General features: G+C 65.7%; 26 protein-coding genes, 2 tRNA genes and 1 other RNA gene. 8 read left to right on the top strand and 21 right to left on the bottom strand.

What is annotated here, in order from left to right; translation table 11 throughout:
* The first annotated feature begins 89 nt into the window (after window positions 1-89).
* From P6166_RS05755 to P6166_RS05740, 4 genes are all read left to right on the top strand, one after another.
* Window positions 90-182, top strand: a tRNA-Ser gene (locus P6166_RS05755).
* Window positions 183-371: 189 nt separating this feature from the next.
* Complete coding sequence (locus P6166_RS05750) at window positions 372-674, top strand: DUF3892 domain-containing protein (RefSeq protein ID WP_277763531.1); 303 nt, start codon at window positions 372-374, stop codon at window positions 672-674.
* Window positions 675-702: 28 nt separating this feature from the next.
* On the top strand, window positions 703-1062 hold the full coding sequence (locus P6166_RS05745) for a hypothetical protein (RefSeq protein ID WP_277763530.1): 360 nt from the start codon (window positions 703-705) through the stop codon (window positions 1060-1062).
* 18 nt (window positions 1063-1080) lie between these two features.
* Complete coding sequence (locus P6166_RS05740) at window positions 1081-2019, top strand: hypothetical protein (protein ID WP_277763529.1); 939 nt, start codon at window positions 1081-1083, stop codon at window positions 2017-2019.
* Here the strand turns inward: P6166_RS05740 and P6166_RS05735 are convergent.
* From P6166_RS05735 to P6166_RS05705, 7 genes are all read right to left on the bottom strand, one after another.
* The gene (locus P6166_RS05735) at window positions 1994-2950 is read right to left on the bottom strand and encodes a site-specific DNA-methyltransferase (RefSeq protein ID WP_277763528.1); all 957 of its coding nucleotides are present in this window, start codon (window positions 2948-2950) and stop codon (window positions 1994-1996) included. The two genes, P6166_RS05740 and P6166_RS05735, sit on opposite strands and share 26 nt — an antisense overlap.
* Before the next feature lie 542 nt (window positions 2951-3492).
* Window positions 3493-3615: a hypothetical protein gene (locus P6166_RS05730; protein WP_267914013.1), complete on the bottom strand. Its 123-nt coding sequence runs from the start codon at window positions 3613-3615 to the stop codon at window positions 3493-3495.
* The gene (locus tag P6166_RS05725; RefSeq protein ID WP_277763527.1) at window positions 3612-4370 is read right to left on the bottom strand and encodes a hypothetical protein; all 759 of its coding nucleotides are present in this window, start codon (window positions 4368-4370) and stop codon (window positions 3612-3614) included. The genes P6166_RS05730 and P6166_RS05725 overlap by 4 nt, the downstream gene beginning before the upstream one ends.
* Before the next feature lie 82 nt (window positions 4371-4452).
* Window positions 4453-4755, bottom strand: coding sequence for a hypothetical protein (locus tag P6166_RS05720; protein WP_277763526.1), 303 nt, complete (start codon window positions 4753-4755; stop codon window positions 4453-4455).
* Between the two features lie 17 nt (window positions 4756-4772).
* A complete protein-coding gene (locus P6166_RS05715; RefSeq protein WP_277763525.1) occupies window positions 4773-6161 on the bottom strand; it encodes a phage terminase large subunit in 1389 nt (462 codons plus the stop codon).
* On the bottom strand, window positions 6151-6570 hold the full coding sequence (locus tag P6166_RS05710) for a hypothetical protein (RefSeq protein ID WP_277763524.1): 420 nt from the start codon (window positions 6568-6570) through the stop codon (window positions 6151-6153). Before P6166_RS05710 ends, P6166_RS05715 begins: the two co-directional genes overlap by 11 nt.
* On the bottom strand, window positions 6567-7160 hold the full coding sequence (locus P6166_RS05705; protein WP_277763523.1) for a recombinase family protein: 594 nt from the start codon (window positions 7158-7160) through the stop codon (window positions 6567-6569). The genes P6166_RS05710 and P6166_RS05705 overlap by 4 nt, the downstream gene beginning before the upstream one ends.
* Window positions 7161-7702: 542 nt before the next feature.
* Between P6166_RS05705 and P6166_RS05700 the strand changes: the two genes are divergently transcribed.
* Complete coding sequence (locus tag P6166_RS05700) at window positions 7703-8407, top strand: hypothetical protein (RefSeq protein ID WP_277763522.1); 705 nt, start codon at window positions 7703-7705, stop codon at window positions 8405-8407.
* On the opposite strand, the gene P6166_RS05695 is transcribed toward P6166_RS05700, so the two are convergent.
* The 4 genes from P6166_RS05695 to P6166_RS05680 form a co-directional block, all read right to left on the bottom strand.
* Window positions 8408-10657 carry a VapE domain-containing protein gene (locus tag P6166_RS05695; protein WP_277763521.1) on the bottom strand — a complete coding sequence of 750 codons (2250 nt, stop codon included), beginning with the start codon at window positions 10655-10657 and terminating at the stop codon, window positions 8408-8410.
* Window positions 10654-11034, bottom strand: coding sequence for a hypothetical protein (locus P6166_RS05690; RefSeq protein ID WP_277763520.1), 381 nt, complete (start codon window positions 11032-11034; stop codon window positions 10654-10656). Before P6166_RS05690 ends, P6166_RS05695 begins: the two co-directional genes overlap by 4 nt.
* Before the next feature lie 489 nt (window positions 11035-11523).
* Window positions 11524-12801 (bottom strand): integrase arm-type DNA-binding domain-containing protein, encoded by a 1278-nt coding sequence (locus tag P6166_RS05685; protein WP_277763519.1) that lies wholly within the window; start codon window positions 12799-12801, stop codon window positions 11524-11526.
* A 243-nt stretch (window positions 12802-13044) separates the two neighbouring features.
* The gene (locus P6166_RS05680) at window positions 13045-15888 is read right to left on the bottom strand and encodes an autotransporter outer membrane beta-barrel domain-containing protein (RefSeq protein ID WP_277763518.1); all 2844 of its coding nucleotides are present in this window, start codon (window positions 15886-15888) and stop codon (window positions 13045-13047) included.
* A gap of 321 nt (window positions 15889-16209) precedes the next feature.
* On the opposite strand from P6166_RS05680, the gene ffs reads away from it, so the two are divergent.
* Window positions 16210-16306, top strand: an RNA gene (gene ffs, locus P6166_RS05675) — signal recognition particle sRNA small type.
* A gap of 42 nt (window positions 16307-16348) precedes the next feature.
* On the opposite strand, the gene P6166_RS05670 is transcribed toward ffs, so the two are convergent.
* From P6166_RS05670 to P6166_RS05645, 6 genes are read right to left on the bottom strand one after another with little or no spacing between them, the layout of a single operon-like run.
* Window positions 16349-16771, bottom strand: coding sequence for a molybdenum cofactor biosynthesis protein MoaE (locus P6166_RS05670; RefSeq protein WP_277763517.1), 423 nt, complete (start codon window positions 16769-16771; stop codon window positions 16349-16351).
* Between the two features lie 3 nt (window positions 16772-16774).
* Window positions 16775-17020 (bottom strand): MoaD/ThiS family protein, encoded by a 246-nt coding sequence (locus P6166_RS05665; protein WP_277763516.1) that lies wholly within the window; start codon window positions 17018-17020, stop codon window positions 16775-16777.
* The gene (gene moaC, locus P6166_RS05660) at window positions 17017-17517 is read right to left on the bottom strand and encodes a cyclic pyranopterin monophosphate synthase MoaC (RefSeq protein ID WP_277763515.1); all 501 of its coding nucleotides are present in this window, start codon (window positions 17515-17517) and stop codon (window positions 17017-17019) included. Before moaC ends, P6166_RS05665 begins: the two co-directional genes overlap by 4 nt.
* 2 nt (window positions 17518-17519) lie before the next feature.
* Window positions 17520-18545 carry a GTP 3',8-cyclase MoaA gene (gene moaA, locus P6166_RS05655; RefSeq protein WP_277763514.1) on the bottom strand — a complete coding sequence of 342 codons (1026 nt, stop codon included), beginning with the start codon at window positions 18543-18545 and terminating at the stop codon, window positions 17520-17522.
* Entirely contained in the window at window positions 18542-19297 is a 756-nt protein-coding gene (locus P6166_RS05650; RefSeq protein ID WP_277763513.1) for an MBL fold metallo-hydrolase, read from the bottom strand. Before P6166_RS05650 ends, moaA begins: the two co-directional genes overlap by 4 nt.
* Before the next feature lie 2 nt (window positions 19298-19299).
* Window positions 19300-20049 carry a 3-deoxy-D-manno-octulosonic acid kinase gene (locus P6166_RS05645; RefSeq protein ID WP_277763512.1) on the bottom strand — a complete coding sequence of 250 codons (750 nt, stop codon included), beginning with the start codon at window positions 20047-20049 and terminating at the stop codon, window positions 19300-19302.
* Window positions 20050-20070: 21 nt separating this feature from the next.
* On the opposite strand from P6166_RS05645, the gene P6166_RS05640 reads away from it, so the two are divergent.
* The gene (locus tag P6166_RS05640; RefSeq protein WP_277763511.1) at window positions 20071-21120 is read left to right on the top strand and encodes a glycosyltransferase family 9 protein; all 1050 of its coding nucleotides are present in this window, start codon (window positions 20071-20073) and stop codon (window positions 21118-21120) included.
* Window positions 21121-21262: 142 nt separating this feature from the next.
* Here P6166_RS05640 and P6166_RS05635 read toward each other — a convergent pair whose 3' ends face one another.
* Entirely contained in the window at window positions 21263-21658 is a 396-nt protein-coding gene (locus P6166_RS05635) for a DUF6165 family protein (protein ID WP_277763510.1), read from the bottom strand.
* 105 nt (window positions 21659-21763) lie between these two features.
* Window positions 21764-21854, bottom strand: a tRNA-Ser gene (locus tag P6166_RS05630).
* Window positions 21855-22027: 173 nt separating this feature from the next.
* On the opposite strand from P6166_RS05630, the gene P6166_RS05625 reads away from it, so the two are divergent.
* On the top strand, window positions 22028-22732 hold the full coding sequence (locus tag P6166_RS05625) for a protein phosphatase 2C domain-containing protein (RefSeq protein WP_277763509.1): 705 nt from the start codon (window positions 22028-22030) through the stop codon (window positions 22730-22732).
* Window positions 22733-22744: 12 nt separating this feature from the next.
* Here the strand turns inward: P6166_RS05625 and dnaQ are convergent, their stop codons facing one another.
* Both dnaQ and rnhA read right to left on the bottom strand, forming a co-directional pair.
* Window positions 22745-23482 (bottom strand): DNA polymerase III subunit epsilon, encoded by a 738-nt coding sequence (dnaQ, locus tag P6166_RS05620; protein ID WP_277763508.1) that lies wholly within the window; start codon window positions 23480-23482, stop codon window positions 22745-22747.
* A 7-nt stretch (window positions 23483-23489) separates the two neighbouring features.
* On the bottom strand, window positions 23490-23942 hold the full coding sequence (rnhA, locus tag P6166_RS05615) for a ribonuclease HI (protein WP_277763507.1): 453 nt from the start codon (window positions 23940-23942) through the stop codon (window positions 23490-23492).
* Window positions 23943-23959: the final 17 nt, after the last annotated feature.

Below are 23959 nucleotides of genomic sequence, written 5' to 3'. Positions count from 1 at the left end.
CAACTGCGGCCCGGCCGCGGGCGCGGCTTGTGGGGATCGGTCGCTGCCGCTAGAATCTGCGCCCCTGTGGAGCTTCAGCCGCAGGTCCCGGAGAGGTGTCCGAGTGGTTGAAGGAGCACGCCTGGAAAGTGTGTAAGCGTCTAAACCGCGCTTCGGGGGTTCGAATCCCCCTCTCTCCGCCAGTTATCCAATAGGTAGTGGCTCCGGCCAAGCAATTCCGAAGCTACCCTACTAAAAGACCTACTACGCCTGATGTACTGGGCTAGGTGGGCGAAAAGGCCACCCTTCGAGGTGGCCTTTTTGTTGCTCTGTCGCAGCCTGTGCGACGCAACCCCACTACAACAACCCTACCAACCAGCGTAGGGGGCAACATGGCTAAGTGGGCGGATTACGGCATTTCGGCTGTCCGGTACAACGCGGCGCACACGCATATCGACCGCGTGCGGGCGCATCCGGACAACGGGGACACGATTGGTGCGTCGGCGGAGTATGAGCGGGCGACCATCGTCAAAGCGATCAAGGACGGGTACACCTTCGTCACCATCGTTTCGAGCGGCGGCAACTGGCAGAAGGGCCAGCCGGTCTACATCATCAAAGTCAACGGGGTCGAGTACATCAAAACTGTGGACAACGGCCAAGCCCGGGACAACCTCGAAAACCTGCCGGAGTTCTGACCGGCGGGAGTCGGGCTATCTTGAGCGCATGGCCAATCCGCGACTGACACCCGACCAGCTCGACCTCGCCCGCGCCTTGCTCGATGAAGTGCGGGCGAGGCTCGTGGACCTGAGCGGCGGCAACAAGGAACTGCTCTTTGCTTACCGCCGCAAGGTCTACAAGGAACTGATGCACGACGAGCGCAGCAAGCCGATGGTCCGGCGGCGCTTGAAGCAGCTCAAGATGAAGGAGCAGGAAGGGTTGTGCCCGCTCTGCAGCGAGCCCTTGCCCGAGCGAGGCGCGGTGCTGGACCGTACCCGGGCCGTCGATGGCTACACGCCCGAGAACACCCGCCTGATTCATGCCGCCTGCGACGTGGCCCATCAAGCAGCGAAGGGGTACCAGTAGCAGAAATCGTGAGATTGCATGTCGAAGCCACCTGAACGACCATTGGAGGCCAACTTACTGGCAACCCGGATCATGGCGTTCATTGTTGAAAATCTTCGACTCAAAGAGCTGGCGATAGTTGCAGAACAAAATCGACCTGCATTCAATGATTTTGTTAACTTCCTCGCAGCAAAAGGTTATCCATCTCTCCATTCATTCATCCATGATGCTGACGCCGCAAAAGCAGAAAGCACGATCCTTGAGTATTTGACCCGCCCATTCCCGCAGGGCATATCGCTCTATGACGGAATAGCACGTCCATATGCTCAAGCGAAAGCGAAATGGCTACTGGTAGGCTGGATTCTGCGCGATGCTCCAGAGCAACGGCTGCGCCCGATGGTCTCATCGATGACAGGAGCGAATACCGCCCAGAGGCAAGCAAGCCTGCTGAATAAGCTACGCTCTTATGTCGCCACGATTTTTCCAGAAGAATCTCGTTGGGACTGGACTGCGGTATCAGAGGTAATCATCGACCGGCTAGAAGGAAGTCGGCGCGCAATCAAGGGCACACTATTTGAGGCCATAGTTCGCAAGCTGCTTACTGACCTCTTTAAGGCCAACAATATTGACCTAAAAATAGGTGACGCAGAAATCAGGCTCGACGGCGAAACCTACGATGTGAGCATCTTAGGTTCGCGCGGTCAAATTTTGATGCCCGTTAAAACGCGAGAAACAATGGGTGGTGGGCATGCCCTGCTCTTTACCCGCGACATCCACAAATCAATTACTTCGGCCCACGCCGCGGGCTATATCTGTCTTCCAATCATCATTGCCGAGAGCTGGGCAGGAGACCTCTCAACGCTCGCTTGCGAAGATCATGTCTACGTCAACATGAATCCGAACCAGGTGATTCAGGTCGAGCCAGAACTAGCGCGACAGCTTGCAGCTAGACTCAAGGCGTTTCAGGCGATTGCATAGACAACCGCTCCTCGGCCATTTCGCAGTAAGACTTGTTCAACTCAAGCCCAATAAAACGGCGGTGATGCTTCATCGCCACAAGGCCAGTCGTTCCAGCGCCGAAAAATGGATCAAGCACTATCCCACCTCTTGGGCTGCCTGCGATTACACATGGCTCAATCAATTTCTCCGGGAAAACCGCAAAATGTGCGTCACGAAACTTGCCTAGCGGCACTGACCAAACGGTCCTCTTGTTTCTTCCAAGCGGATGGAACGCCTGATCCCATCGACCATTATGGAGATTTGAGTTCCCTCCATTCTTTCCAGCCTCCGGCGTCCCATTTCGCTTTCCGATGTGCGCGCGCCCACCGCGCATTTTACTCTCGCCCGAGAAGGTCACGTGCGGCTCCCGGATTGAGTCCGCGTCGTAGTAGTAGTCCTTCGACTTGCTGAACATGAATATGTATTCATGGTCGGTCGTAGGTCTTGTTTTCACTGAAGAAGGCATCGCATTCGGCTTCTGCCAAATCACGTCAGAGCGGAGAATCCAGCCATCCTCAATAAGCGCAATGGCAACACGCCAAGGCATGCCGAGCAACTGATTGTTGACGTATTTATCCCCAAGATTCAGCCATAGCGTTCCATCCTCTCTCAGCACACGGCGAACCTCTCGGAAGACTTTCACCAAGTGCTCAATATATTCCTGCGGAGTAGATTCAATGCCTACTTGCCCAATACATCCATAGTCTCTCTGGCCGTAGTAGGGAGGACTAGTAACAGCGACTTGAATCAAGTCGTCAGGCATCTTCTTAAGCGAATCGAGCGAATCGCCCTGCAAGATGAAATCGGCCTCATGCCAATCTCGGACGAGCCGAGCAGATGACACCATAGAGCGTCGTTTGCCCTGTCGCGGCGTGGATTTCATTGGGGAATCAACTTGCTCTTGTTTCATGTTCACATCAGGCCCTTGAATGCGCCCAATTTTAGCCTAGCGCATACTCATGGAACGAGACGCAGCGTCGCAAGCAGCAACTATGGAAAAATCCATCGCGGCCCCTCGCCCAACAGGCTCCGCGGCGCGAGCCGCCAGCCCCGGGAGGTCTGGATACGCCCGGCCACGAGGCCGTCCAGCGAATCGGGCCGTAGGCCGTGTTCCTCGCGCATTTCGAGCTTGGTCCGGGAGGCGATCCGCCCGGACTCGACGTGCTGCCAACGGTACGTGCGTCCGTCGCGGTTGAAGCCCCGCGCGCGTTCCCGGTAGGCGGGGTCCGCCCACCTGGCTTTCATCTGCGCGGATATGCGCTCGCGGTGTTCGGGATCAGCCCATAGCCGGGCCATCGCTTCCCGCGTAGCGGTCGCCTGCCGGGAAGCAGCCTCCTCCGGCACGCGCACCCCGGAGTCACCCTGACGCGCGCCGGAGTCGGCTGTAAGGTCAGGATGCCCCGGCGGCACGAGGCGGGCGCGACACGTCACCGCCGGGACACCCCGATTCGGTCAGCGACCGCGGCGAGTGGTCGCCGCGCGCTTCTTCATCTTGTTGGCCGTCGCGTTGCGCTCGGCCTGCTTCTTTTCGTGGATGGCCTTCGCCTTCCGGACGTTGGGGACCGCGCCTTTCATGCTTCGTCCTCCTCGCCCGACGCCTCGGCGATAGCCCGGGCGGCGAGCTGGTTGCTCAGGTTGGCGATGGGGTCGGCCTTGCCGCGGACGAACTCGTCATTGGCCGCGCGCGAGGTGCGCTCGGCCAGCAGGACGCCCTTGAGCTTGGCCGTGACCTCGGCATGCTGCGCGCCCCACACCCTCTCGGCAAACGCCGCCACCGAGAACGGGCGGCGATCCGAAGGGCGGCGGTCTACCACGGTCGCGACCGCGGCTGCCAGAGGCATGTCCCCGGTGGCAATCGCGGTGATCGCGGCGGTTTCCAGCTCGACGGGGCCTGCGCCTTCGAGCTGCGTCTGGTACTGCGTGCGCCGGGCATCGCCCAAGGCGACGCGCCCGAGCATCTGCGCGGGCGACTGGCACAGGGTCAGGAGGAACGTTGCATCGGCGGCGACCTTCGCCAGCGGGCGCAGGAGTTCCTCGCGCTGGCCGCGGCTCGATTCCACGATGGTCAGGCGGAACTTGGCGATGCGCGAGGCGAGCTGCCGCTTGGCGAACTGCTTGGCAACGGCGCGGTTGGCGGCATCCGTCTCACGGACAAGGTCGTCACCATCTCGGCTGAAACGATCGCGGGCGTCGGCGACCTGTTGCTGGATGTTGGCGATACGCGCACCGAAGGCGGTGGCGAGTTCGGCGGCGCGGTTCGCAAGCCGGTCGATGTTCTCCACGGTCAGCGGAACATCGGTGGGGATGGTCTTGAAGTTGACGTTCGGCATGGGGGCTATTCCTCAGCGTGCGGCCCAGCCAGTGGGGCCGCTCGCTCCCGACCATATGGACCGGATTTGCCCCGCGCGAGTGTTATTTCTTGGGTCGGTTTACTTCTTCGGCTGGAAACGGCACGCAACTTATGGAATTTGTGGCCTCGTCCAATTTGCAGTCCATCCGCTCGAATCGTTGTTGAATCTGGCGGTTTCCGTGGCCATTCGCGCGAAACCGCGCGGGCTGCTCGACCTCGATCCGCACCGGCGGCTGCGCGCGCGGCGAGTAGGTGCCGACCTTCGCCCGCTCCAACGTCTCGCGGGCATTGAACAACTCGCGCTGCGCTGCCTGCGCATTGCCGATCACGAGGGCCAGCATCAGGTACTTGTAGGAACGTCGCATCTTCGTCTCCTTCGTTGTCAGATCCACACCACGCGCTCATCGCGCGGCATCCGCGGTTCCGGCGTAAAGCTGGACTGCTGGACGCGCCCGCCAGATTCGCCTGCGATGGCGTAGCTGGTCGCGTCCAATGCGTGGTCGTTCGCCTTCGTGTCCACGTCATCCGGGATGCGCGAATCGCGCGGCAGGCTCGGGACCGTCGCCAGCCAGAACCGACACCGCGACGCCACGAAAAACTCGCCGTTCACCATCAACTGCTTCAACTGCTCGAAGCGCGGCACGCGCGGGCCTTTCCTCGCCGGGCTCACGCGAACACCCGCGGCCCGGAACAGGTCCGACACGCTTGCCTCCATGCGCCCGGCGGTGCGCGCCTCCGCCGCGGAGTCGATCACACCCCGCGCGCGCACGCCGTTCCGGCGCGCCACCTCGTGGAGCTTCGGCGCGATCTGTCCCGGCGTGCGGCCCGTCCCACGCGCGAGGTTCCGCGGATCGTGTTCAACGTGTTCGTCATAGATCACCCACGCCCCGCGCGGCATCACGCGATCATCGGGCAGGCGAACGTCCACGGCGAGCCGCCCAGCGAGAACCGCGGCCATCGGCGCGGCGCTGCCCCAGTCAATGGACAGCTTCAACGTGGCGAAGAAATCCGGCGGAACATCATGGTAGTCGAACACCATCTTGCCCGCGTCCCATATTCCTTGGAAGAAATCGCCGACCATCGCGGACCAGTCGCCCAAGCGCATCGCGCGGTACAGGGCCGGGTCCGTGCGGGCGAGAATCTCGAAGTTCTTGCGATAGGCCGCAGGGAGGAACGGATTGTCGTCGAGGATGCTGGGCGCATACACCCACGTATTCCCCTCGAACTCGAATGGCATCCACGGCTCGCGACCCGTGACATACCGCTCGGCGAGCGCACCGTGATTCGAGCCGCCCGGATTGGCGGCAAGCACCATGCGAAGTGGAACGCCCGTGCCGCGCAACGAAAGCCCGAGCTGGTCGATGACTTCCATCGTCGGCGCTTCGCCGCTTTCGTCGCAGCAGATCAGCGAGAAATTCATGCCCTGCGCCACGTCGGAAAGGGCGGACGCGGACTCCACGTGCGCGAGCTGGATCACCGCGCCGTTCGGGAGCCGGAACACGGCATCGTTCTGGTTGTAGGCGATGTCACGCCCATAGGCAGAGCGCAGCAGCGCGCGCAGCTCCTCCCCGAACTGGAGAAGCGACTTCAACCGGCGGCGCGTGACCAAGACGCGGGCGCGGTTCTTGTACTGGTCGCAGTGGCGGAGGATCAGGAATTGCAGGGCCATCGACTTGCCACCGCCGCGACCGCCGCCAAGAAAGACAAAGTGATCCTCCGGGACGGACAGGACCTGCGTCTGGAACGGCGTCGGGCGAATCTCAACGCTCATGGGTCAGGACTCCCGGCTGCTGCTGGACCGCGACCACCTGCGCGTACTCGGCGGGCGACAGCGCCGCGTTGATGATGATGGCGACTCGGGGCGCTTCGGCGTTGCCGTCGCCGCGGTTGAGCTGGAACACACGATCCGCGAGGAACTCCGCGGCGCGCTCGCTGCCGTCGGCCATGCGTGTCTTCATGAAGGCAATCACGTCGCCCGCGCCATCGGCCCGGCCTTCCTCCAACGCCAGCGCGAGGGGCGACAGCTCCCCGTCGTCATCGTCAGCCTTCAACGCCTTCCATGCCTTCGGTGTCAGCCCAAGCACGCGGCGGATGGTGTGTTCGCGCGTTCCCTCCCGGGCGAGTATCCGCACGGCGTCAAGGTTCTGCGTGGTCAGTGCGGGGAGCGTTTCAGTGGTCATGCTGCCATTGCCTTCTTGATGCGATAGACGACAGAGACGCCGACGCCCGTCTGCCGCACGATCCGGTTGACGGGCGTCTTTGCCTCTAGGAGTGCGACGATTTGCCGCTCAGTGGTCGGCCCCACCTTCGGACGCCCGAGACGCGAGCCGCGCCGCCGCGCACGTTCTAGGCCCAGTAGCGTGCGTTCCCGGATCAGGCCGCGCTCGAACTCGGCGAACGCGCCGACCATGTTGAACATCAAGCGCCCGACCGGCGTGGACGTATCCAGCGCCATGTTCTGGACGAACAGCCCGACGCGCAGGGCATCCAGCTCCGCGACCATGCCGACCAGGTGTTGCAGGCTACGGCCCAGCCGATCCAGCGCGGTTGCCGCGACCATGTCGAACTTGCCGCGCGCCGCGTCCTTCATCATGGCGTCTAGCGCCGGGCGCTTGTCGCGGCCCTTCGCACCGCTGATGCCTTCGTCCGTGTACTCGGCGACGACTTCGTGACCGCGCGCCACGGCCCAATCCCGCAGCGCGAATAGCTGCGTTTCCACGGACTGGTCCTTGATGGTCGAAACGCGGGCGTAGAGGGCGACGCGGCCCATGTACCGTCTCCTGTCGGATCGTCTCACGATGTTGCGAGACGGCTCGACCATACTGGAGTCGCATTCGGAAATCGACCAATAGGCGAGGTTTCAGAGTGCCGTTCCACGAGTCCATGAAAAGCGGTCTCGCGTCGGGCCATTTCCGGAGACGTTTTCGGAATCTTGTTGACTAGCAGCAGGACGGCGGTGCGCTGGGAATCCGCTCAAGGGGAAGGCGGAACGCCCCGGAACGCTGCGGAACGGTGCCCAGCAGGAGCGTTCCGGCCAGCAATCCGTGGGCCTTTCGCTACTTCGGAACGCCGGAACGCTGAAATAGGTAGAAATCTTCGGGGAGCAGTAGAGCGCCCGGCTCGCGCCGTCCCCTGAGCACCTCCTCGGCACCTACTCGAAACAGTCTCTATAGAAATCCAGCGTTCCGCGTTCCGGGGCGCAGATTTTCGTGCCTAAGTCCCAGCACCTCCTGAGGATTCTGCCGGAACGCTGGTCGAGCCACTTCAGCGTTCCGCCCCTGCGTTAGGATCAGAAACAACAGCGGAGGCGGCATGACAGACGACGAACTGATGGCAGGACTCGAAGCCTTGAAGGGCACGTTGATCGCGGTCGCAACCGGTGGCCCCCGGATTCAAGAGGTCAACGATGTGTACCAGCGTCAGTTCGCACTGGTTGCCGCGGAACTGGCACGTCGGGGACTACAGAACCCCGTGACCTACGGCTCTCTGTGGGACTGGTACGGGCGTTGGAGCACTGGCGATCTTCCAACGTACCAGTCGCGGCGAGACTTCATCGGCAACCTCATCAACCCGTTTGTTAACCGAATCAGGACCGGCAGAGCGGAGGAATTGCAGCCTACCGGATGGCAGCGCGTTGACCGCAGTGTCGGGGAGCTGCGCGATCGACTCGCGCCGGCCCGTAATGAAGAACAATTCCAGGCCGTCGGCCTGCTTGGCCGCGAATCGCTCATCTCACTGGCGCAGGCGGTCTATGACCGCGCCCGCCATCCTCCTCTCGATGGTGTGGAACCCAGCGCAACCGATGCCAAGCGGATGCTGGACGCATACATCGCCGTTGAACTCGCGGGCGGTGCAAATGAGGCATCCCGGCGTCATGCCAAGTCCGCTCTGGACTTGGCAAATGCATTGCAGCATCAGCGAACGGCGACCTTTCGCGAGGCGGCAATGTGCGTTGAGGCGACTACCGCCGTCGTGAACGTTATCGCTATCGTGGCAGGCAGGCGCGATCCGCAGTAGTCAGAACGGCGTCTCGCTGCCGGGCTTGTCGTCACCCGGCCACTCATAGATGCGCTGCTTCTCGCCTGCGACCCGGACCGAGCCCTTCACGATGACCCAACCGAGCGCCATCATCGCCTCGCGCACCTTACGCGGGACCGCGCCGCAGCGATCCTTAATCGGGATATCGAGGTGCCGATACACGGCTTCGTTGGTCACGATCCAGCGGCCATCGCGCTTGCCGGTCGGAGCCAGATTTTCCAGCCTTTCGACATAGCCGTCATCGACCACCCGGCGTTCGGCCTGGGCCTCCTTCGCGCCCGTCGCGGCATCGCCAAACAGGGTCAGCCGGTAGTCGCCGGAGCGATAGCGCGCCAAGGCTTCGGCGATCAGTTGGTCCCGCACCGCGCGCAGGCCGTCGAGGTCGATCAGGCCCACGGCAATCGGCCAGAAGCGCCGGTTTTCGGTGGGATCGAGCAGGAACCTTTCCTCATTGGTCGTGCCAGCAAGGACGTACCGGCGCGGCACCGTGACCGCGCAGCGGGCGTAGGCCGGGCGTCCGGTGTCCGTCTGCCGCGCAATCGTCGCCTTCAGGGCCGACACGTCGCGCTTCCCCATGCCATCCAGCTCCGCGCATTCCAGAATCCAGATGCCGCGGGTCACTTCGAGAACCTCGCGGGCATCGCGCGCGCCAAGGAACGAGGCATCGGAGAAGAAATCATCACCGGCGATGATGCGGAGCGCCGTGGACTTGCCAACACCTTGCCCGCCTAGCAGCACAGGCATGTAGTCGAACTTGGTCCCGGGCTCGTAGGCACGCACGACCGCTGCGACAAGCCATGTTGCCCCGGCCTCGCGCACGTATGGGCTCGCATCGGCTCCGCAGTAGTCAATCAGCCAAGAATCCAGCCGCGGAACTCCATCCCATAGAGGTAGCGATTCGAGGTGATCGAGCAACGAATCAAAGCGGTTCTCCGTGCAGAGGGACATGACCGCCTTGTTCGTGTTCAGCTCCCCGGGATCGAAACAGAAGCGCCGGAAAATCTCATCGCGCAGGATGCGCTCGGCATGGTCGGAGAACTCGCCTGCGAACTCCTGTAGTTCATGCGCTCCCACGAGGTGGCGATCACGGAACTTGTCATAGCGGCACTCGACGCCCATCAATTGCAGCGCGACGCGCGTGTTCCAGTAGCTCGGGAGGGGCTCACCAGCCTTGTTGGTCCGATCCCAGCGAAGGGAGGCCTGCTTTTCGACCTCGGCGCGGGCTTTCGCCACCTGCATGCGCGCGTAGGCCGTCGGCTTCTGTTGAGCGAGGACATGCGCCGAGCCTCCGTTGTTCTTGTCGAGCAGCACGGCGACGATCAGTTCATCCGGGACCCCGGCGCGGGCGAGGCCGCAGCACACCGCCCAAGCCGCCTCCGACCGGGACGGGTACTTGTCGGGGTCGGCGTCGCGTCCGTGGACCAGCGCAGCCAGCGCCGTGTCCGGGAGCTGCTTCCCGTTGGCCGTCGCCCACGCCTGAAGTTCGTCCACACCGTAGGGGCCAGTGGGAACCGGGCCGCGCTTCTGCGTGGCGGGAGGTGCCTTCCTGTTGGCGCTGCTTTTGGCCAGAGCGTCAGCGCGCACCGCCGGGGCCTGCTTGAAGGCGGCGAGCGGGTATGGCTCCGCTGCGGGCCAGTCATACAACTTCGTCGGGGCCGGTCCGCGTCCCTTCTCCTGCTTTTTCGCGGTCGGCCAGTTCGTCAGCCCGCCACCGGGGAGGCGCATTATCCTGTCGATGTTATGCGTGGCGTCACCGCCGAGCTTGCGAGCAAGTTCGATGTTGTAGCGTTCGGCGTCTTCGATCTTCGCCGGGTCGCCGTCCAATTCGATAGGCTCCGCAAGCCGCCAAAAGGCTTGGTATCCGCCGCCGCTGTCGATGATGAAGGACGGCGGTGGGATGCCGTCGGCGGCGAGCGAACCGTTCAACCGTTTGCGGATGCGCTCGCGCTCGCTGGCGAGGTCTTCCCCGGCGCGCGGATCGAGGTCCACGTGCAGGAACTCGACACGGGCGATGTCTGCCTTCGTAGCCTTCTTGTCGAGGGCGCGCGTGGTTTGGTTGACGCTGAAATACAAGTTCCTACCCGCGGCGTTTTCGTCCAGCGCCCACCGCTCGGCGGCGTCGGCATCGGTGAAGGTCCGGGTACTGGTCATCCCATCGGGGACGATGGCCGTTAGAAGCCACGGCCCACCAGCGCGGAAGCGGGTCAGGAAGTCGGCAATCTCGCTCATCCGCGCGCCGCCTCCCTACGGAGGTGGGCCTTGTGGCTCAGGTAGCGGCCACGTCCGTACTGCTGGGCCATCTGTGCCCACATCGACAGCGGCGGCGCGGCCAGCTTCCCGGCCATCACGTCGGTGCACATCAACAGGCGGCAGCGATAGGCAGCGAATTCCTTGGTTCCATCATCTTCGTCGTTCAAGCGCGCGGCCAGCGCATCGACCTTCGAGGTGACATCAAAAACAAGGTGATCGTCACCCTCTGGGGTGGTTTCCGGCCCATAAGGGAACACGTCATATGGCGAGTAGCACAGCATGTGCGCTACATATGCGGCGTCATGCCGGCAGGATTCGCGGGGCGCAGCCTTTAGCGCCTTCGGCGTCTTGGTCATGGTGGCGTCCTCAGTTCGTTGTGATCTGAGAGTCACGCCACTTCAACAGCTCCATCTGATCGAACACGGTGCAACGTGGTCCGATCTTGCGCGAGCGTGGGAAGTCCGGACGCTCTTTGTGAAATCGCCACAAGGTGCTCACAGCGATACCGAGGAACTCAGCGGCTTGGGTCGGACGAAGGGATTTACTGGGTTGAACGTGCATGGCAACGATCCGAGAAGTCGGGTAACAGGACCGGCACGCGGGCGGGAATGCCCTCGCATCGGAGTCGAGTTGTTCTCCTTTTCTCGGATCAGCCGACCACCGCATTGCACGGCTCTAGACAGTCCCTTGGACGCTTGCAGCGCCCGTCCTGCGACACTCGGTCCTGCTCAACTACGCAGCGCCGAAGCAGATGAAATAGTAGGGCCTCGGACGAAAGAAGTCTATACGTTTCAAGGCCTTACCGAAAAAGTATAGTCAGGGGAAGCACTGAATCTTTCGAGGAATCAGTGCGTTCCGCAGAACTTCGCCCACTCGCTCATCAACGTGCGGCGCTTCTCGAAAAGATCGCCGCGACGGTAGGCCGCTTCGACCTTGTTGCCGATGGTGTGCGCCAGCGCCATTTCCACCACGTCGCGTGCAGCGTGCGTTTCTTCTGATGCCCAGTCACGGAAGGTCGAGCGGAACCCGTGCGCCGTGATGACCTTGCCCTGCTTCTGGTCGATGTAGCCCGCGCCGCCGCGCTTGACGCTGGCATCGTGCATATCGCCCAGAAGCTTCGTCAGCGTGTTGTCGGACAACGGGTTTTTGCCGCGCTGCGCGGGGAACACAAGGTCGTTATCCTCCATGAGCGGAAGACTCTTAAGCAGTTCGACAGCAGCATCCGATAGCGGAACACGATGTTCCTTTTTGCTGGACTTCATCCGTTCGGCAGGGACCGTCCAGACCTTCGCCGCCAGGTCGATTTCGTCCCAGCGCGCGCCACGCGCTTCGCCCGACCGGGCCGCGGTCAGGATCGCGAACTCAAGCGCCCGCGCACCCATGCCATTCCGCGAGCGAAGGTCCAGCATGAACGGTTGCATCTGGGCATAAGGCAGCGCCGGATGATGCTGCACGTCCCGCACCTTCCCGGGCGCGGGCAGAACCTTGTCCAGATAGCCCTTCCAGCGCGCCGGGTTGTCGCCCTCGCGGAAGCCGCGGACCTTCGCCCAGTCCAGCACCGACTCCATACGCTGGCGCACCCGGTTCGCCGTCTCGTTCTTCTCGGTCCAGATGGGTTCAAGCACGCGCAGGACATGCGCCCGGTCGATATCGGCGACGCGGAGCGAGCCCAACACCGGGAAGGCATAGGCTTCGAGGGAGCTGGTCCACTGGTCGGCACTCTTGCCGCCCGACTTCCATTCCGGGGACTTGTCCTTGATGAACTGGTACGCCGCTTTCCTGAAAGTGATTTCGGCCAATTGCGCCGCCAACCTTGCGCTGCGTGCTGCACGCTTCGCGCTGATCGGATCGATCTTGTTCGCGATCAGCTCCCGCGCCTCGACCGCCCGCCTTCGCGCTTCAGCCAGAGGAACGTCCGGGTAGCGACCCAGCCCAAGGTCGCGCCTGCGTTGACGCCCAGTTTCGGGATTCACACCTGACGTGTACCGCAGCACCCAGCTCCTCGCTCCGGACTTGGTTACTTGAAGCAGAAGACCCGGAACAGGCCCTCCTACGGCGTGATATCCGGATTTCTTGATGTTTCTCACTGCGATATCAGTGAGGTTGCGTGCGACTTTTGGCATTTCTGAGTGGCCCTGAGTAACCCGCTTACTACCCTACTACCGAATGGAGCTGGGACGATAGAGGGCGAGACCACCCGAGACGAAAAGTCTTGCCGGCGTATGCGGTTAGCCCGACAATAGAGACGTAGCGACATGGAGCGAGACGCCCAGCGGGCGGTCCCTCTCTCCGCCAGTTCCAGCCCGCCTGCGCGGGCAAGCAGGAAAGCCACCCAGCGGGTGGCTTTTTTGTTGACTGCACCCACCTCACCACACCCAGCGCACGCCCAGCCTGCCGGTGAGGATGCGTTGCCGCCCGCCGTCCAGGTCCGCGGTGTAGTCCACGGTCGTATAGAGCTGCGCGCTATCGCTGAGGCCCGCGCTCAGGCCCACGCCCAACTGCCAGGCCGTCGCGCCGCGCGTGTTGGCCACTTCGATATCGTCGAACACGGCGCGATCCTCGCCGTCGGGCGTGTGGATCACGTTGAGGCGCAGGAACGGCCGGTAATGCGAGCCGCGTGTGTCGTCGAAATCACCGACCAGGCGCGCACCCAGCCGCCAGGTCACGCTGCTGGCATCGTCGTAGTGCACGTCGCCGAGCAGGTCGCTGAAGTCGTCGGCCTGTACCCGGCTCCAGATCACCTGCGCCTGCGGCTCCAGTTGCCAGCGCTCGCCGATCTGCCAGGGATAGCCCGCCTCCACCGACGCGCTCACTACCTTCGCATCGATGCGCGCATCGACCTGGGTAAAGGCGTGCGTGTCCGTCTTCAGCCACGTGTACTGGCCAACCACGTCGAGATAGCCATTGCCGGCCCACACATGCGTCCATTGCAGGCCCGCGCTGTAGGCGCGCGTGTCGATCTTGCCGGAGGCCACGTCGTCGATGCCGAGCACGTCGCCGCTGACATCGCCCAGCAGCTGGCTGTAGCCCACCGCGATGCCGATGCGGTCGTGCCCGCCGCCGTCATGGTCGGTAGACCACAGCGGCGCGCCGACCTGGATGCCGGTCTTGCTGCCATCGACTGACGGGTCCACCGGCCCGCCGCCTTCCTGCTCGTAGGGGCCGCCGAAGATGCGCATCCAGGCGTTGTGGCCGGCCTGCTGCGCGGGGAGCCACGACTGCTCGCCTTCGCGTTCGTGGAAGGTGCCGATCAGGTCGCCCGCCATCGCACGCGCCACCATTGGCACGACCAGGTAATCCGGCAGCTCCGGACGGTAGATGGCGATCGGCATTGGGTCCGGTGTTTCGAATCCGCTCGTGGGCGGGACGGTCACCGGCGGCACCGTGACGGGCGGCGGCGAGACCGGAGGCGGAGGCGGAGGCGGCGGAGGAGGCGGCGGCGGCACCGTCGGCGGGACGGTGGGCGGCGGCGGCGGCGGGGGCGATACCGGCGGGGGCGGAGGCGGCGGTGGCACGGTCGGGGGGACGGTGGGCGGAACAGTCGGTGGCACCGTGGGCGGAACGGTCGGCGGCACCGTGGGTGGAACCGTAGGCGGAACAGTCGGCGGCACCGTCGGCACGGTATTGCGCAGGAACCAGCTGTCGGCGGACGTCTCGCCGCCGCGATACAGGAGATATTCGTAGGGACCATAGACCACGCGGTCGGCCAGGCGGAAAGCGCTCGCGGTGGTCGTCGCGCCGTTGGCCGTCTGCACCACGAGGATGCCGTCGCCGGTCGTCAGCCCGCCGGTACCGCCGACGTTGGTCACGCCGATGCGCGTGGCGCCGCTGGCACTGCCGCCGTCGATCACCAGCTTGTCCGAGGGCGGCTGGCCCGCGCCGAGTTCGGTTTGCAGCTTCAACAAGCCGTCGCGGCCGACGTAATCGCCCACGATGGTCAGGCTGTCGTTGACCGAATTGCCGCCCTGGGTCAGGTCGAGCGTACCGGCGCTGGATACCAGCACGCGGTTGCCCGCCACCGCGGGCCGGATGGCGAACGCGCCGTTGCCGGCAAACAGGACGCTGGTGGCATCCAGCGCCAACGTCCCAGCCCCGGTGCCGCTATCGCCGAGCACCAGGTCCGGCCCCATCGTCAGCTGCGAATTGAGCCGCAGGTCGATGAGTTCCCAGTTGAGCAGCCGGTCGGGCCGCGTGCCCTGCGTGTTGAACCAGTACAGCACGTCGTTGCCGGGCCCGCCGTCGATGGGAATCGCGCGCAGCTGTGCATCGGTGAGATTGTTGAAATCAGCGCGATCGTCCTGCGTGCCCATGTCGATGGCGTTGACCCAACCGCCGCGCCAGGTCAGGTAGTCGTTGCCGGCCTCGGCGAGGATGGAGGCATTGATCTGGCCATCGGCCAGCGAAAACCAGTCATTGCCGTTGCCCTGGTGGATGTCGCGGTTCACCTGCCCGCCGCTCATGTAGAACGAATCGTCGCCGTCGCCCTGCAGCACGTCGCTGTTGATCGTGCCGCCCACCAGGTTGTTGATGAAGTCGTTGCCCGAGCCGGTGGTGATCGAACCGTTCTGGATGCGCCCGCCGTTGGTGATTTGCGTCTGCCCGGTGCCCACCACGACGATGCCGCCGTTCATCGTCGCCTCGCCGCCGTTGCTCGACAGGTTCTGCAGCACGGTGATGCCGGTGCCGTTGACCTGCACGGTGGGGTTGAGCGTGCCGTAGTTGTATATCGTGTTGTTGCCGTCGCCTTCCAGCACGATGGGCCCGTTGAAGCGCCCGCCGACGAGATAGTTGAGCAGGAAATGGTTGCCGCCACCGGAAATGGTGAACGTGCCGTTGATGTTGCCGTTGTTGAGGAACACCCCGTTGGGCACGTTGACCATCGACACCGACTGCAGGTTGCCGCCGGTGACGGTCGCACTGCCGTTGCTGATGCTCAGCACGCCGACATTGGACACCTGCAGCGGTCCGTTGAAACTCGTGTTCTGCTCGATGGTGATGCGTAGCTCGCCGCGGCCGTCGGCGTTGTAAGCATTGACCACGTTGCTGCAGGTGACGTTGCCGGTGCCGTCGTCGATACAGTCGGCCCAGGCCGCGCTGGCGGGCAAGGCGAGCCACAAGGCCAGCGTGAGCTGGCGGCGACGGATGCGGGGAAAGGTATTTGCGCGCCAATGCCGGCGAGCAGGCAAAGCCGCGGAACGAAGACGATGCATGTCAGCGCTTCCCGTTGCTGTCGACCGCGCTTCCTGGCGCGGCCGCTGGCCCCTGTATCCCTGGGTGCCGGGCGACGGCTCGTCGCTGCTGGCGCTACCCGGGCCGGACGCTAGCAACGGCCTCGTGAAACCCGGGTTCACGCCAGCTTGAATGCGTGCCCGCCGCATCGCGGCGCGCGAAGCGGGCTGGCGGCTGCCCCGCGCAGCGGCTACAATGCCGCGCATCGGTCGCCGCCCGCGGTTCCGAGTCGTACAGACGACTCCCGCCCGGCTGACCTCACCAAGCCGCGCCCCAGGCGCGGCTTCGTCTCTATGGTGGCCCCGTCGGCCCCTCGCGACGCTAGGTCGAAAATCCCGCCAGGGCCGGAAGGCAGCAACGGTATCGATCGACGCGGGCGCCGAGGTCAGCCGGCGGGGCCATCGCCTTTTCAGGGCGATGCGGCGTGTCCGTGGCGCGCTGCTAGCGGGAAAGAGGATGCAACCATCCCGCATCCCCCTCCACATACCGCTCGCGCTTCCAGATCGGCACCCGCGCCTTGATCTCGTCGATCACGTACCGGCACGCCGCGAACGCCGCATCGCGGTGCGCGGCCGTCACGCCCACCCACACCGCCAGATCGCCAATCGACAGCTCGCCCACCCGGTGCGCGCACCGCACCTCGATCACGTCGAACCGTGCCCGCGCCTCGGCGACCACCTTCGCGCCCTCGGCCTCGGCCAGCGCGGCGTAAGCCTCGTAGAACAGCCCGGCCACCGCGCGCCCGTCGTGATGGTCGCGCACCCAACCTTCGAAGCTTGCATAAGCGCCGGCCCGGGCATGCGCCAACGGCGCGCGCAGTACCTCGATATCGAACGGCGCCTCGTGCAGCGAAAAATCCGCCATTGCTCAGCCTCCCGACACCGGCGGAATGAACACCACCTCGCTGCCCGCGCGCAGCGGCGCGGACCACTCGGCGAATGCCCCATCCACCGCCACGCGCAGCTGCGCACGCGGCCAGCCGAGCCCATGCCGCGCGCTCAGCTCCTCGTACAGGCCCGCCAGGTCGCGTGCATCGCTTTGGCAATGCTCCTCGGCACGCCCCGCCCGCTCGCGCAGGCTGGCGAAGTACAGCACATGCACCGCCACGCTCATGGCGCCCGCCCCACGTCGCGGCGACCGCCGCGCTTGCCCAGCAGTTTCGTCGGCCCGATCACCATCGCGTGCGACAACGCCTTGCACATGTCGTACACCGTCAATGCCGCCACGCTCGCGCCGGTCAGTGCCTCCATCTCCACGCCGGTGCGATGCGTGCTGCGCACCGTGCATTCGATGCGCAGCACCTGCTCGCCCGCCCATTCGATGGCGATGCGGCACCCGTCGATCGGCAGCGGATGGCAGAACGGAATCAACTCGTGCGTGCGCTTCACCGCCATCGTGCCGGCGATGACCGCCGTATCGACGATGCCCCCTTTGGCACTGCGCAGCGCATCGGCCCGCAGCTGCCGCGCCACCTCGGCCGGAAAGCGCACGCGCGATTCGGCCACCGCGCTGCGTGCCGTCACCGCCTTGTTGCCGACATCCACCATCGCCGGCTGGCCAGCGGCATCCAGGTGCGTGAGCGTGCGCCGCGCCCGTTTCGATTCGACCACCCTCAACCTCCCACCAGGAACATCTCCACGCGCCGCCCGCTCGCCCGCGGGCTGCCGCGCAATTCGCTGTAGCGATCCGCACGCGCCTGCCATACGCCAGCGATGGCGTCGGCCAGCGCGTCCTCGCCCTGTGCCAGCGCCGGCCGCAGGTCGCGGCCGCGATCGGCGAACAGGCAGGTGTACAGCTGGCCATCGGCCGACACCCGCGCCCGGTGGCAATCCCCGCAGAACGGCGCGGTGATCGAACTGACGAAGCCGATCTCGCCGGCGCCATCGGCGTAGGCATGGCGCTGCGCGACCTCGCCGCGATACTGCGCATCCAGCGCGCGCAGCGGCCAGCGCGCGTGAATGCGCGCATGCAGTTCGGCCGAGGACACCACGTCGCCGGCGCGCCAGCCGTTGCAGGTGCCCACGTCCATGTACTCGATGAAGCGCAGCACGTGGCCACTGCCACGGAAGTGTTCGGCCAGCGGCAGCACCTGGTCCTCGTTGAGGCCGCGCTGGATCACGCTGTTGAGCTTGACCGGCAAGCCGACGGCTTCCGCCGCCTCGATGCCGGCCAGCACGTCCTCGATGCGGCCGCGATCGCCGGACAGGCGCGCGAACAACGTCGGCTCCAGTGCATCCAGGCTCACCGTCACCCGGCCCAGGCCGGCTTCGCGCAGGGCCTTGGCGTGCCGCGCCAACAGCGTGCCGTTGGTGGTCATCGCCACGTCCTCGATCCCCTCGATCGATGCCAGCCGCGCCACCAGCGCCGGCAGGTCGCGGCGCAGCAGCGGCTCGCCGCCGGTCAGGCGCAGCTTGGTCACGCCTTGCCGCGCAAACGCGCGCACCAGCGTGTGGATCTGGTCGAAGTCCATGCGCCCGGCCGAATCCAGGCCGTGGTCGTCGGCGATGCGGTCGGCCGGCATGCAGTAGCCGCAGCGGAAGTTGCAGGCCTCGATCACCGACAGCCGCAAGTCGCGCAACGGACGCTGGCGGCGGTCGCGCAACGGCGCCGGGACCACCGCCTGTGGCTGGGCATTCATGCCGGCTGCCGGCGCTCGGCGCTGGGCTCGGCCAATGCCACCGTTTCGCCCGGCCGCGCGACGCGGTGCCCGCGCGCGCGCAGGCTGTCGGCATCGGCTTGGCTGGCGTAGTGGTAGAGCATCATGCGTTGGCGCAGCGCGGCGGGATACTCCCGCTCCAGGTCGTCCACGCCAGTATGCGACGGATTGCCGTGAAGGCCGCAGTCATGCGCGATCAGCTCGCCCTGGTCCGCGTAGCGCGCCAGCACCTCGGGGATCGGCCGGGTGTCGCCGGTCCACGCCAGGGCGCCCTTCAGGCGCAGGCCGTAGGCGGTCTCCGGCCAGTGGTGGCGGGCCGGGAAGACCTCCAGGCGCACGTCCTCGTGCCAGAACGCATCGCCCACCGGGATCACCTGGAAGGCATCCCAGAAGTTCGCCCCGCCCTCGGCCAGCACGTTGGGATAATCGCCCACGCGGCGATGCAGCAGCGGCACGATGGTGGCGGGCACGTACAGCCGGGTCTGGCCGCGGCGCGGCGAAAAATAGCTGTCCACGAACAGGCGCTCGAAGCCGCCGACGTGGTCCAGGTGCACGTGGGTGACGAAGATCGCCCGCGGCAGGTGGCCGTACTGGGCCTGGAAGGCGGTCAGGCCCTCCGCGCCGCAGTCGATGGTCAGCCACGGCGCGCCGTCGCGCTCGAGGGTGGACATCGGCGAGCCCAGCTCGACCGCCGAGGCGTTCCCCACCCCTTGGAATCGCAGCGACCAGGCCATCGTCAGTAACCCCGGTTCCAGGCCAGGTCGTAGGCGCGGCGCAGGCGGGCGAAGTCCTTGTCCACTTCCTCCCGGCTGCGCTCGCCGCGCAGCTTGTGCAGCGAGCGGTGCAGGCGGGCCAGGTTGGCCTCGCGCCAGCGGGTGGCGGGAATACGCAGCACGCCGCGGTCGAAATCGATCAGCCAGCCATGGCCGTTGCCGTCGAACAGGATGTTGTGCGCGTTGAGGTCGGCGTGGTCCAGGCCGGCACGGTGGAAGCGCGCAATCAGCCGCCCGGTCTCTTCCCACGGCGCACCGTGCGCGGCCACCAGGGCGCGGTCGGCCAGCGAGCGCACGCCGTCCAGCCGCTCCATCAAGATCGCCGCGCGGTAGCGCAGTCCCTCGCGCATGTAGAAGGCGGCCAGCGGACGCGGCACCGGCAGCTTGCGCGCCACCAGCGCGCGCATCAGGCGGAATTCGGCGAAGCTGCGCGTGCGGTTGGCGCCCTGCCACAGGTAGCTGTCGCGGCTGAGCTGGGCCGCCAGGCCGCCGCGCAGGTATTGCCGCAGCACGCAGTGGCCGAACGGGGCATCGACGAACCACGCACCGCCGCGCCCGCCATCACCCACCGGCCGCGCCTTCTCGCCCCAGCGCGCGGGCGAGAACAGCGAAGGATCGGCTTGCCGCAGTCGTTGACGGTCGAACAGAATGGCGCCATATCCGCGGCCCTCGCGGCACGGCGTCAGCGCTTCAGTGGCGTCGAAGGCAACCATTCCATCGAGTCTAACAACACCATGGCGCCAGCGTCCCCTACCCTGTGTCTGCTGCGGCTATCGGCCCTGGGCGACGTCACCCACGTGGTGCCGCTGGTACGCACCCTGCAGCAGGCCTGGCCGCAAGCCCCGCTGCACTGGGTGATCGACCCAGCCGGGCGCAAGCTGCTCGAAGGGCTGGAAGGCGTGAGCTTCCACACCTATGACAAGCGCAGCGGGCTGGCGGGCATGCGTGCGCTGGGCCGCGAGCTCGCGCCGCTGGGTCGCTTCGATGCGCTCCTGCAGATGCAGGTGGCGTTCCGCGCCAACGTGCTGTCGGCCTTCATCCGCGCGCGCCGCCGCGTGGGCTACGACCGCAGCCGCTCGAAGGACCTGCACGGGCTGTTCGTGTCCGAGCGCATTCCCGACCGCCCCGGCATCCACGTGCTCGACGCGATCGGCAGCTTCTGCGAGCCGCTGGGCCTGCGCCAGGACACCGTGCGCTGGGACCTGCCCGTGCCGGCCGAGGCTTGGGACTGGGCCGCCGCGCAATGGCCGGACGATGGCCGCCCGGTGCTGATGATCTCGCCGTGCTCCAGCCACGTGCGCCGCAACTGGTATCCAGACCGCCACGCCGCGCTGGCCAACCACGCCGCGCGGCAGGGCTGGCGGGTGGTGTTGTGCGGCGGGCGCAGCGAGCTGGAGCGGCAGACCGCCGACGCCATCCTGGCGCAACTGGACACCCCGGCGCTGGACCTGGTCGGCAAGGACACCCTCAAGCAGCTGCCGGCCCTGCTGGCACGCGCGCAGCTGCTGGTCACGCCGGACTCGGGCCCGATGCACATCGGCAACGCGATGGGCACCAAGATCCTGGGCCTGCACGCGGCCAGCAACCCGCACCGCAGCGGGCCGTATTCGGACCGGCGCTATTGCGTGGACCGTTACGACGATGCGGCGCGCAAGTTCCTCGGCAAGCCGGCCGACGCGCTGGCCTGGGGCACCAAGATCGAGTTCGACGACGTGATGGCGCTGGTCACCGTGGAAGACGCCATCGCCGCGTTCGAGCGCTACCGCGCCGATCATGCGCCATGAGGCGCGTCACACGTTCTGGAGCAAAGCCCCCCTTTCGATAAGGGGGGCGCGCCGAAGGCGCGGGGGATAAGCCAGGCCGTCGACCGGGCCCAGGTTTTGCGAACTACAACTCCGGGTGCTGCGCCTGCGCGGCAGGTGCTGCCTATACCCGGTAATTCTGGTACGACTTCTCTTCCACGTAGCTGGAACCCAGCGCGAGGTTGATCTCCTTCTTGATCCGCGCGCGCTCGTCGTTCTCGAAGTACACACTACGGGCCAGGCGGATGAATTCCTCGTCGAACGCCTGCGCCTTCTCCTTGATGCGGATGTCGTCCTCGATCACCCACAGCCGCTCGTTGACCGCCTTCAGGTCCGCGCGCAGGCGGGCGATGTCGTGGCCGGCGGCCGGGTGCGCCATCCAGGTCTTCTCCAGCGCGCTGAGTTCATTGCGGACGTTGACGAGCTTGGCCTCGTCGCTCATGCGCTCGGACTTGATCTGCAGGATGGCGATCTTGTCGAGCAGTTCGCCGAAGGAGACGGGCACGAGGATTTCGGACATGACGGTTACCGGTTGCGCGGAAAGAAGTGCAGTCTAGCGCCCCGTGTGCGGAAGGCAGGACGGCGGGCAAACAAAAGCCCCCTTGCGGGGGCTCTCGTCGAATGCTGGCGGGAAGGGGGGGATTCGAACCCCCGAGGCGCTATAAACGCCTGCCTGATTTCGAGTCAGGTACATTCAACCGCTCTGCCACCTTCCCGGGTGGTCCCCGGCGAACCGGGGCCGTGCATGATACGGGGCATTGCGCGCGTGGACAAGCGATCCGTTCGCGTGCCCGCCGTGCACGGCGGCCTTGCGGCGCAGGTTGCCGGATGTCCGGCCGGCCGCGATGATGGCGTTCAATTTCGCAGCCAAGACCTTCCTCGCCGCACCATGCTCGAATTCGGACACCTGACCCATACCGGTCTGCGCCGCGAACTGAACGAAGACACCTACTACGGCGACAGCGAGCTGGGGTTGTGGCTCGTCGCCGACGGGATGGGGGGCCATGCCTGCGGCGAGCTGGCCAGCGCGCTGGCCCGCGAGACCATCGTGCGCGAGATCCGCGCCGGCACGCCGCTGGAACAGGCGATCCGCGTGGCCGACGAGGAGATCATCCGCGCCTCGCGCCGCCGCAACGACACCTTGCCGATGGGCACCACGGTGGTGGCCGCGCGGGTGCAGGGCAACCGCTTCGAGGTGGCCTGGGTCGGCGACAGCCGCGCCTACCTGTGGCGCGAGGGCCGCCTGGCCCAGCTCAGCCAGGACCACAGCTACGTGCAGGAACTCGTCGCCCAGGGCAGCCTGACGACCGAGCAGGCGCGCGCGCATCCGCATCGCAATGTCGTCACCCAGGCACTGGGCGTCACCGACCCGGCGCATCTGAACGTGGCCACGATGACCGGCGAGCTGCGCCCGGGCATGCAGCTGCTGCTGTGCAGCGACGGGCTGACGGAAGAAGTGGACGATGCCGGTATCGCCGGCGCGCTGGCCTACGAGGACTGCAGCGCGCAGGAATGCGTGGACTCGCTGATCGCCGCCGCGCTGGATGGCGGCGGCTCGGACAACATCACCGCGATCCTGGTGCGCTGCCACTGACGGCAGCGCGGCTCAGCCGGCCGCGACGGCGGCCGGCGCTTCGATCTCTTCCGATGCGTCCCACAGCGCGCGGCCGGCCTTCTTGCGCAGCTTGGCCAGCCGCGCCTCGTGGGCTTCCAGTTCCGAGGCGGTGGCGACCACGCGCGGGCGCGGCAGCAACACCACCGCGCTGAAATCCACGCCCACGCCCGCACCGGTGGCCGATTCCAGCGGGGCGAAGCCGATCTCCTCCTGGCCCGAGGTAAGCGCCAGATACACCTCGCCGAGGATCTGCGCGTCGAGCAGTGCGCCATGCAGCTGGCGGTGCGCGTTGTCCACGCCCAGGCGCTTGCACAGCGCATCGAGCGAGTTGCGCTGCCCGGGGTAGCGCTCGCGCGCCATCAGCAGCGTATCGACCACGGTGCAGCGGTCCAGGATGCGGCCATAGCCTTCGCCCAGGCGCGAGAGCTCCGCATCCAGGAAGCCCAGGTCGAACTGCGCGTTGTGGATGATCAGCTCGGCGCCGTCGATGTAGGCCAGGAACTCGTCCACCACATCCTCGAAGGCCGGCTTGTCGGCGAGGAATTCCAGGGTCAGCCCGGTGACTTCCTGCGCGCCGGGCTCGAAGTCGCAATCCGGCTTGAGGTAGCGGTGGAAGTTGTTGCCGCTCGGGCGCCGCTCCAGCAGTTCCACCGCGCCGAGTTCGACGATGCGGTTGCCCTTGCGCCATTCCAGGCCGGTGGTTTCGGTGTCGAGGATGATCTGGCGCATGCGGCTCTCAGCTGGCGGGGGTGGCGTGGCGCTGGGCCACGGCCTGGGCGCGGGCGAGTTGGTCCACGCGCTCGTTGTCCGGGTCGCCATTGTGCCCCTTCACCCAGCGCCAATCGATCTTGTGCCGCAGCGTCGCCTGGTGCAGGCGCTCCCACAGTTCGCGGTTCTTGACCGCATCGCCGCCGGCGGTCTTCCACTGCCGGCGCAACCAGCCGGCCATCCATTCGGTGATGCCCTGCCGCACATACTGGGAGTCGGTGTGCAGGATGATCTGGCACGGCTCGGTCAGCGCTTCCAGCGCCATGATCGCGGCCATCAGCTCCATGCGGTTGTTGGTGGTGTTGGACTCGCCGCCGGATAGCGCCTTCTCGCGGCCGTTGTAGCGCAGCAGCGCGGCCCAGCCGCCAGGGCCAGGGTTGCCGAGGCAGGAGCCATCGGTGTGGATTTCAATCGACTTCATGTTTCCCCAGGAAAGGA

Source organism: Stenotrophomonas sp. HITSZ_GD, assembly GCF_029543105.1.
GTDB lineage: Bacteria > Pseudomonadota > Gammaproteobacteria > Xanthomonadales > Xanthomonadaceae > Stenotrophomonas_A.
Note: the sequence above shows the minus strand (reverse complement) of the source record. Positions and strands in the feature narration are given on the sequence as shown.

What these genes read in the sequence shown, in the direction of transcription:
- P6166_RS05750 (WP_277763531.1), top strand. Translation starts at nt 372, where the DNA reads ATGGCTAAGTGGGCGGATTACGGCATTTCGGCTGTCCGGTACAACGCG.
- P6166_RS05745 (WP_277763530.1), top strand. Translation starts at nt 703, where the DNA reads ATGGCCAATCCGCGACTGACACCCGACCAGCTCGACCTCGCCCGCGCC.
- P6166_RS05740 (WP_277763529.1), top strand. Translation starts at nt 1,081, where the DNA reads ATGTCGAAGCCACCTGAACGACCATTGGAGGCCAACTTACTGGCAACC.
- P6166_RS05735 (WP_277763528.1), bottom strand. Translation starts at nt 2,950, where the DNA reads ATGAAACAAGAGCAAGTTGATTCCCCAATGAAATCCACGCCGCGACAG.
- P6166_RS05730 (WP_267914013.1), bottom strand. Translation starts at nt 3,615, where the DNA reads ATGAAAGGCGCGGTCCCCAACGTCCGGAAGGCGAAGGCCATCCACGAA.
- P6166_RS05725 (WP_277763527.1), bottom strand. Translation starts at nt 4,370, where the DNA reads ATGCCGAACGTCAACTTCAAGACCATCCCCACCGATGTTCCGCTGACC.
- P6166_RS05720 (WP_277763526.1), bottom strand. Translation starts at nt 4,755, where the DNA reads ATGCGACGTTCCTACAAGTACCTGATGCTGGCCCTCGTGATCGGCAAT.
- P6166_RS05715 (WP_277763525.1), bottom strand. Translation starts at nt 6,161, where the DNA reads ATGAGCGTTGAGATTCGCCCGACGCCGTTCCAGACGCAGGTCCTGTCC.
- P6166_RS05710 (WP_277763524.1), bottom strand. Translation starts at nt 6,570, where the DNA reads ATGACCACTGAAACGCTCCCCGCACTGACCACGCAGAACCTTGACGCC.
- P6166_RS05705 (WP_277763523.1), bottom strand. Translation starts at nt 7,160, where the DNA reads ATGGGCCGCGTCGCCCTCTACGCCCGCGTTTCGACCATCAAGGACCAG.
- P6166_RS05700 (WP_277763522.1), top strand. Translation starts at nt 7,703, where the DNA reads ATGACAGACGACGAACTGATGGCAGGACTCGAAGCCTTGAAGGGCACG.
- P6166_RS05695 (WP_277763521.1), bottom strand. Translation starts at nt 10,657, where the DNA reads ATGAGCGAGATTGCCGACTTCCTGACCCGCTTCCGCGCTGGTGGGCCG.
- P6166_RS05690 (WP_277763520.1), bottom strand. Translation starts at nt 11,034, where the DNA reads ATGACCAAGACGCCGAAGGCGCTAAAGGCTGCGCCCCGCGAATCCTGC.
- P6166_RS05685 (WP_277763519.1), bottom strand. Translation starts at nt 12,801, where the DNA reads ATGCCAAAAGTCGCACGCAACCTCACTGATATCGCAGTGAGAAACATC.
- P6166_RS05680 (WP_277763518.1), bottom strand. Translation starts at nt 15,888, where the DNA reads ATGCATCGTCTTCGTTCCGCGGCTTTGCCTGCTCGCCGGCATTGGCGC.
- P6166_RS05670 (WP_277763517.1), bottom strand. Translation starts at nt 16,771, where the DNA reads ATGGCGGATTTTTCGCTGCACGAGGCGCCGTTCGATATCGAGGTACTG.
- P6166_RS05665 (WP_277763516.1), bottom strand. Translation starts at nt 17,020, where the DNA reads ATGAGCGTGGCGGTGCATGTGCTGTACTTCGCCAGCCTGCGCGAGCGG.
- moaA (WP_277763514.1), bottom strand. Translation starts at nt 18,545, where the DNA reads ATGAATGCCCAGCCACAGGCGGTGGTCCCGGCGCCGTTGCGCGACCGC.
- P6166_RS05650 (WP_277763513.1), bottom strand. Translation starts at nt 19,297, where the DNA reads ATGGCCTGGTCGCTGCGATTCCAAGGGGTGGGGAACGCCTCGGCGGTC.
- P6166_RS05645 (WP_277763512.1), bottom strand. Translation starts at nt 20,049, where the DNA reads ATGGTTGCCTTCGACGCCACTGAAGCGCTGACGCCGTGCCGCGAGGGC.
- P6166_RS05640 (WP_277763511.1), top strand. Translation starts at nt 20,071, where the DNA reads ATGGCGCCAGCGTCCCCTACCCTGTGTCTGCTGCGGCTATCGGCCCTG.
- P6166_RS05635 (WP_277763510.1), bottom strand. Translation starts at nt 21,658, where the DNA reads ATGTCCGAAATCCTCGTGCCCGTCTCCTTCGGCGAACTGCTCGACAAG.
- P6166_RS05625 (WP_277763509.1), top strand. Translation starts at nt 22,028, where the DNA reads ATGCTCGAATTCGGACACCTGACCCATACCGGTCTGCGCCGCGAACTG.
- dnaQ (WP_277763508.1), bottom strand. Translation starts at nt 23,482, where the DNA reads ATGCGCCAGATCATCCTCGACACCGAAACCACCGGCCTGGAATGGCGC.
- rnhA (WP_277763507.1), bottom strand. Translation starts at nt 23,942, where the DNA reads ATGAAGTCGATTGAAATCCACACCGATGGCTCCTGCCTCGGCAACCCT.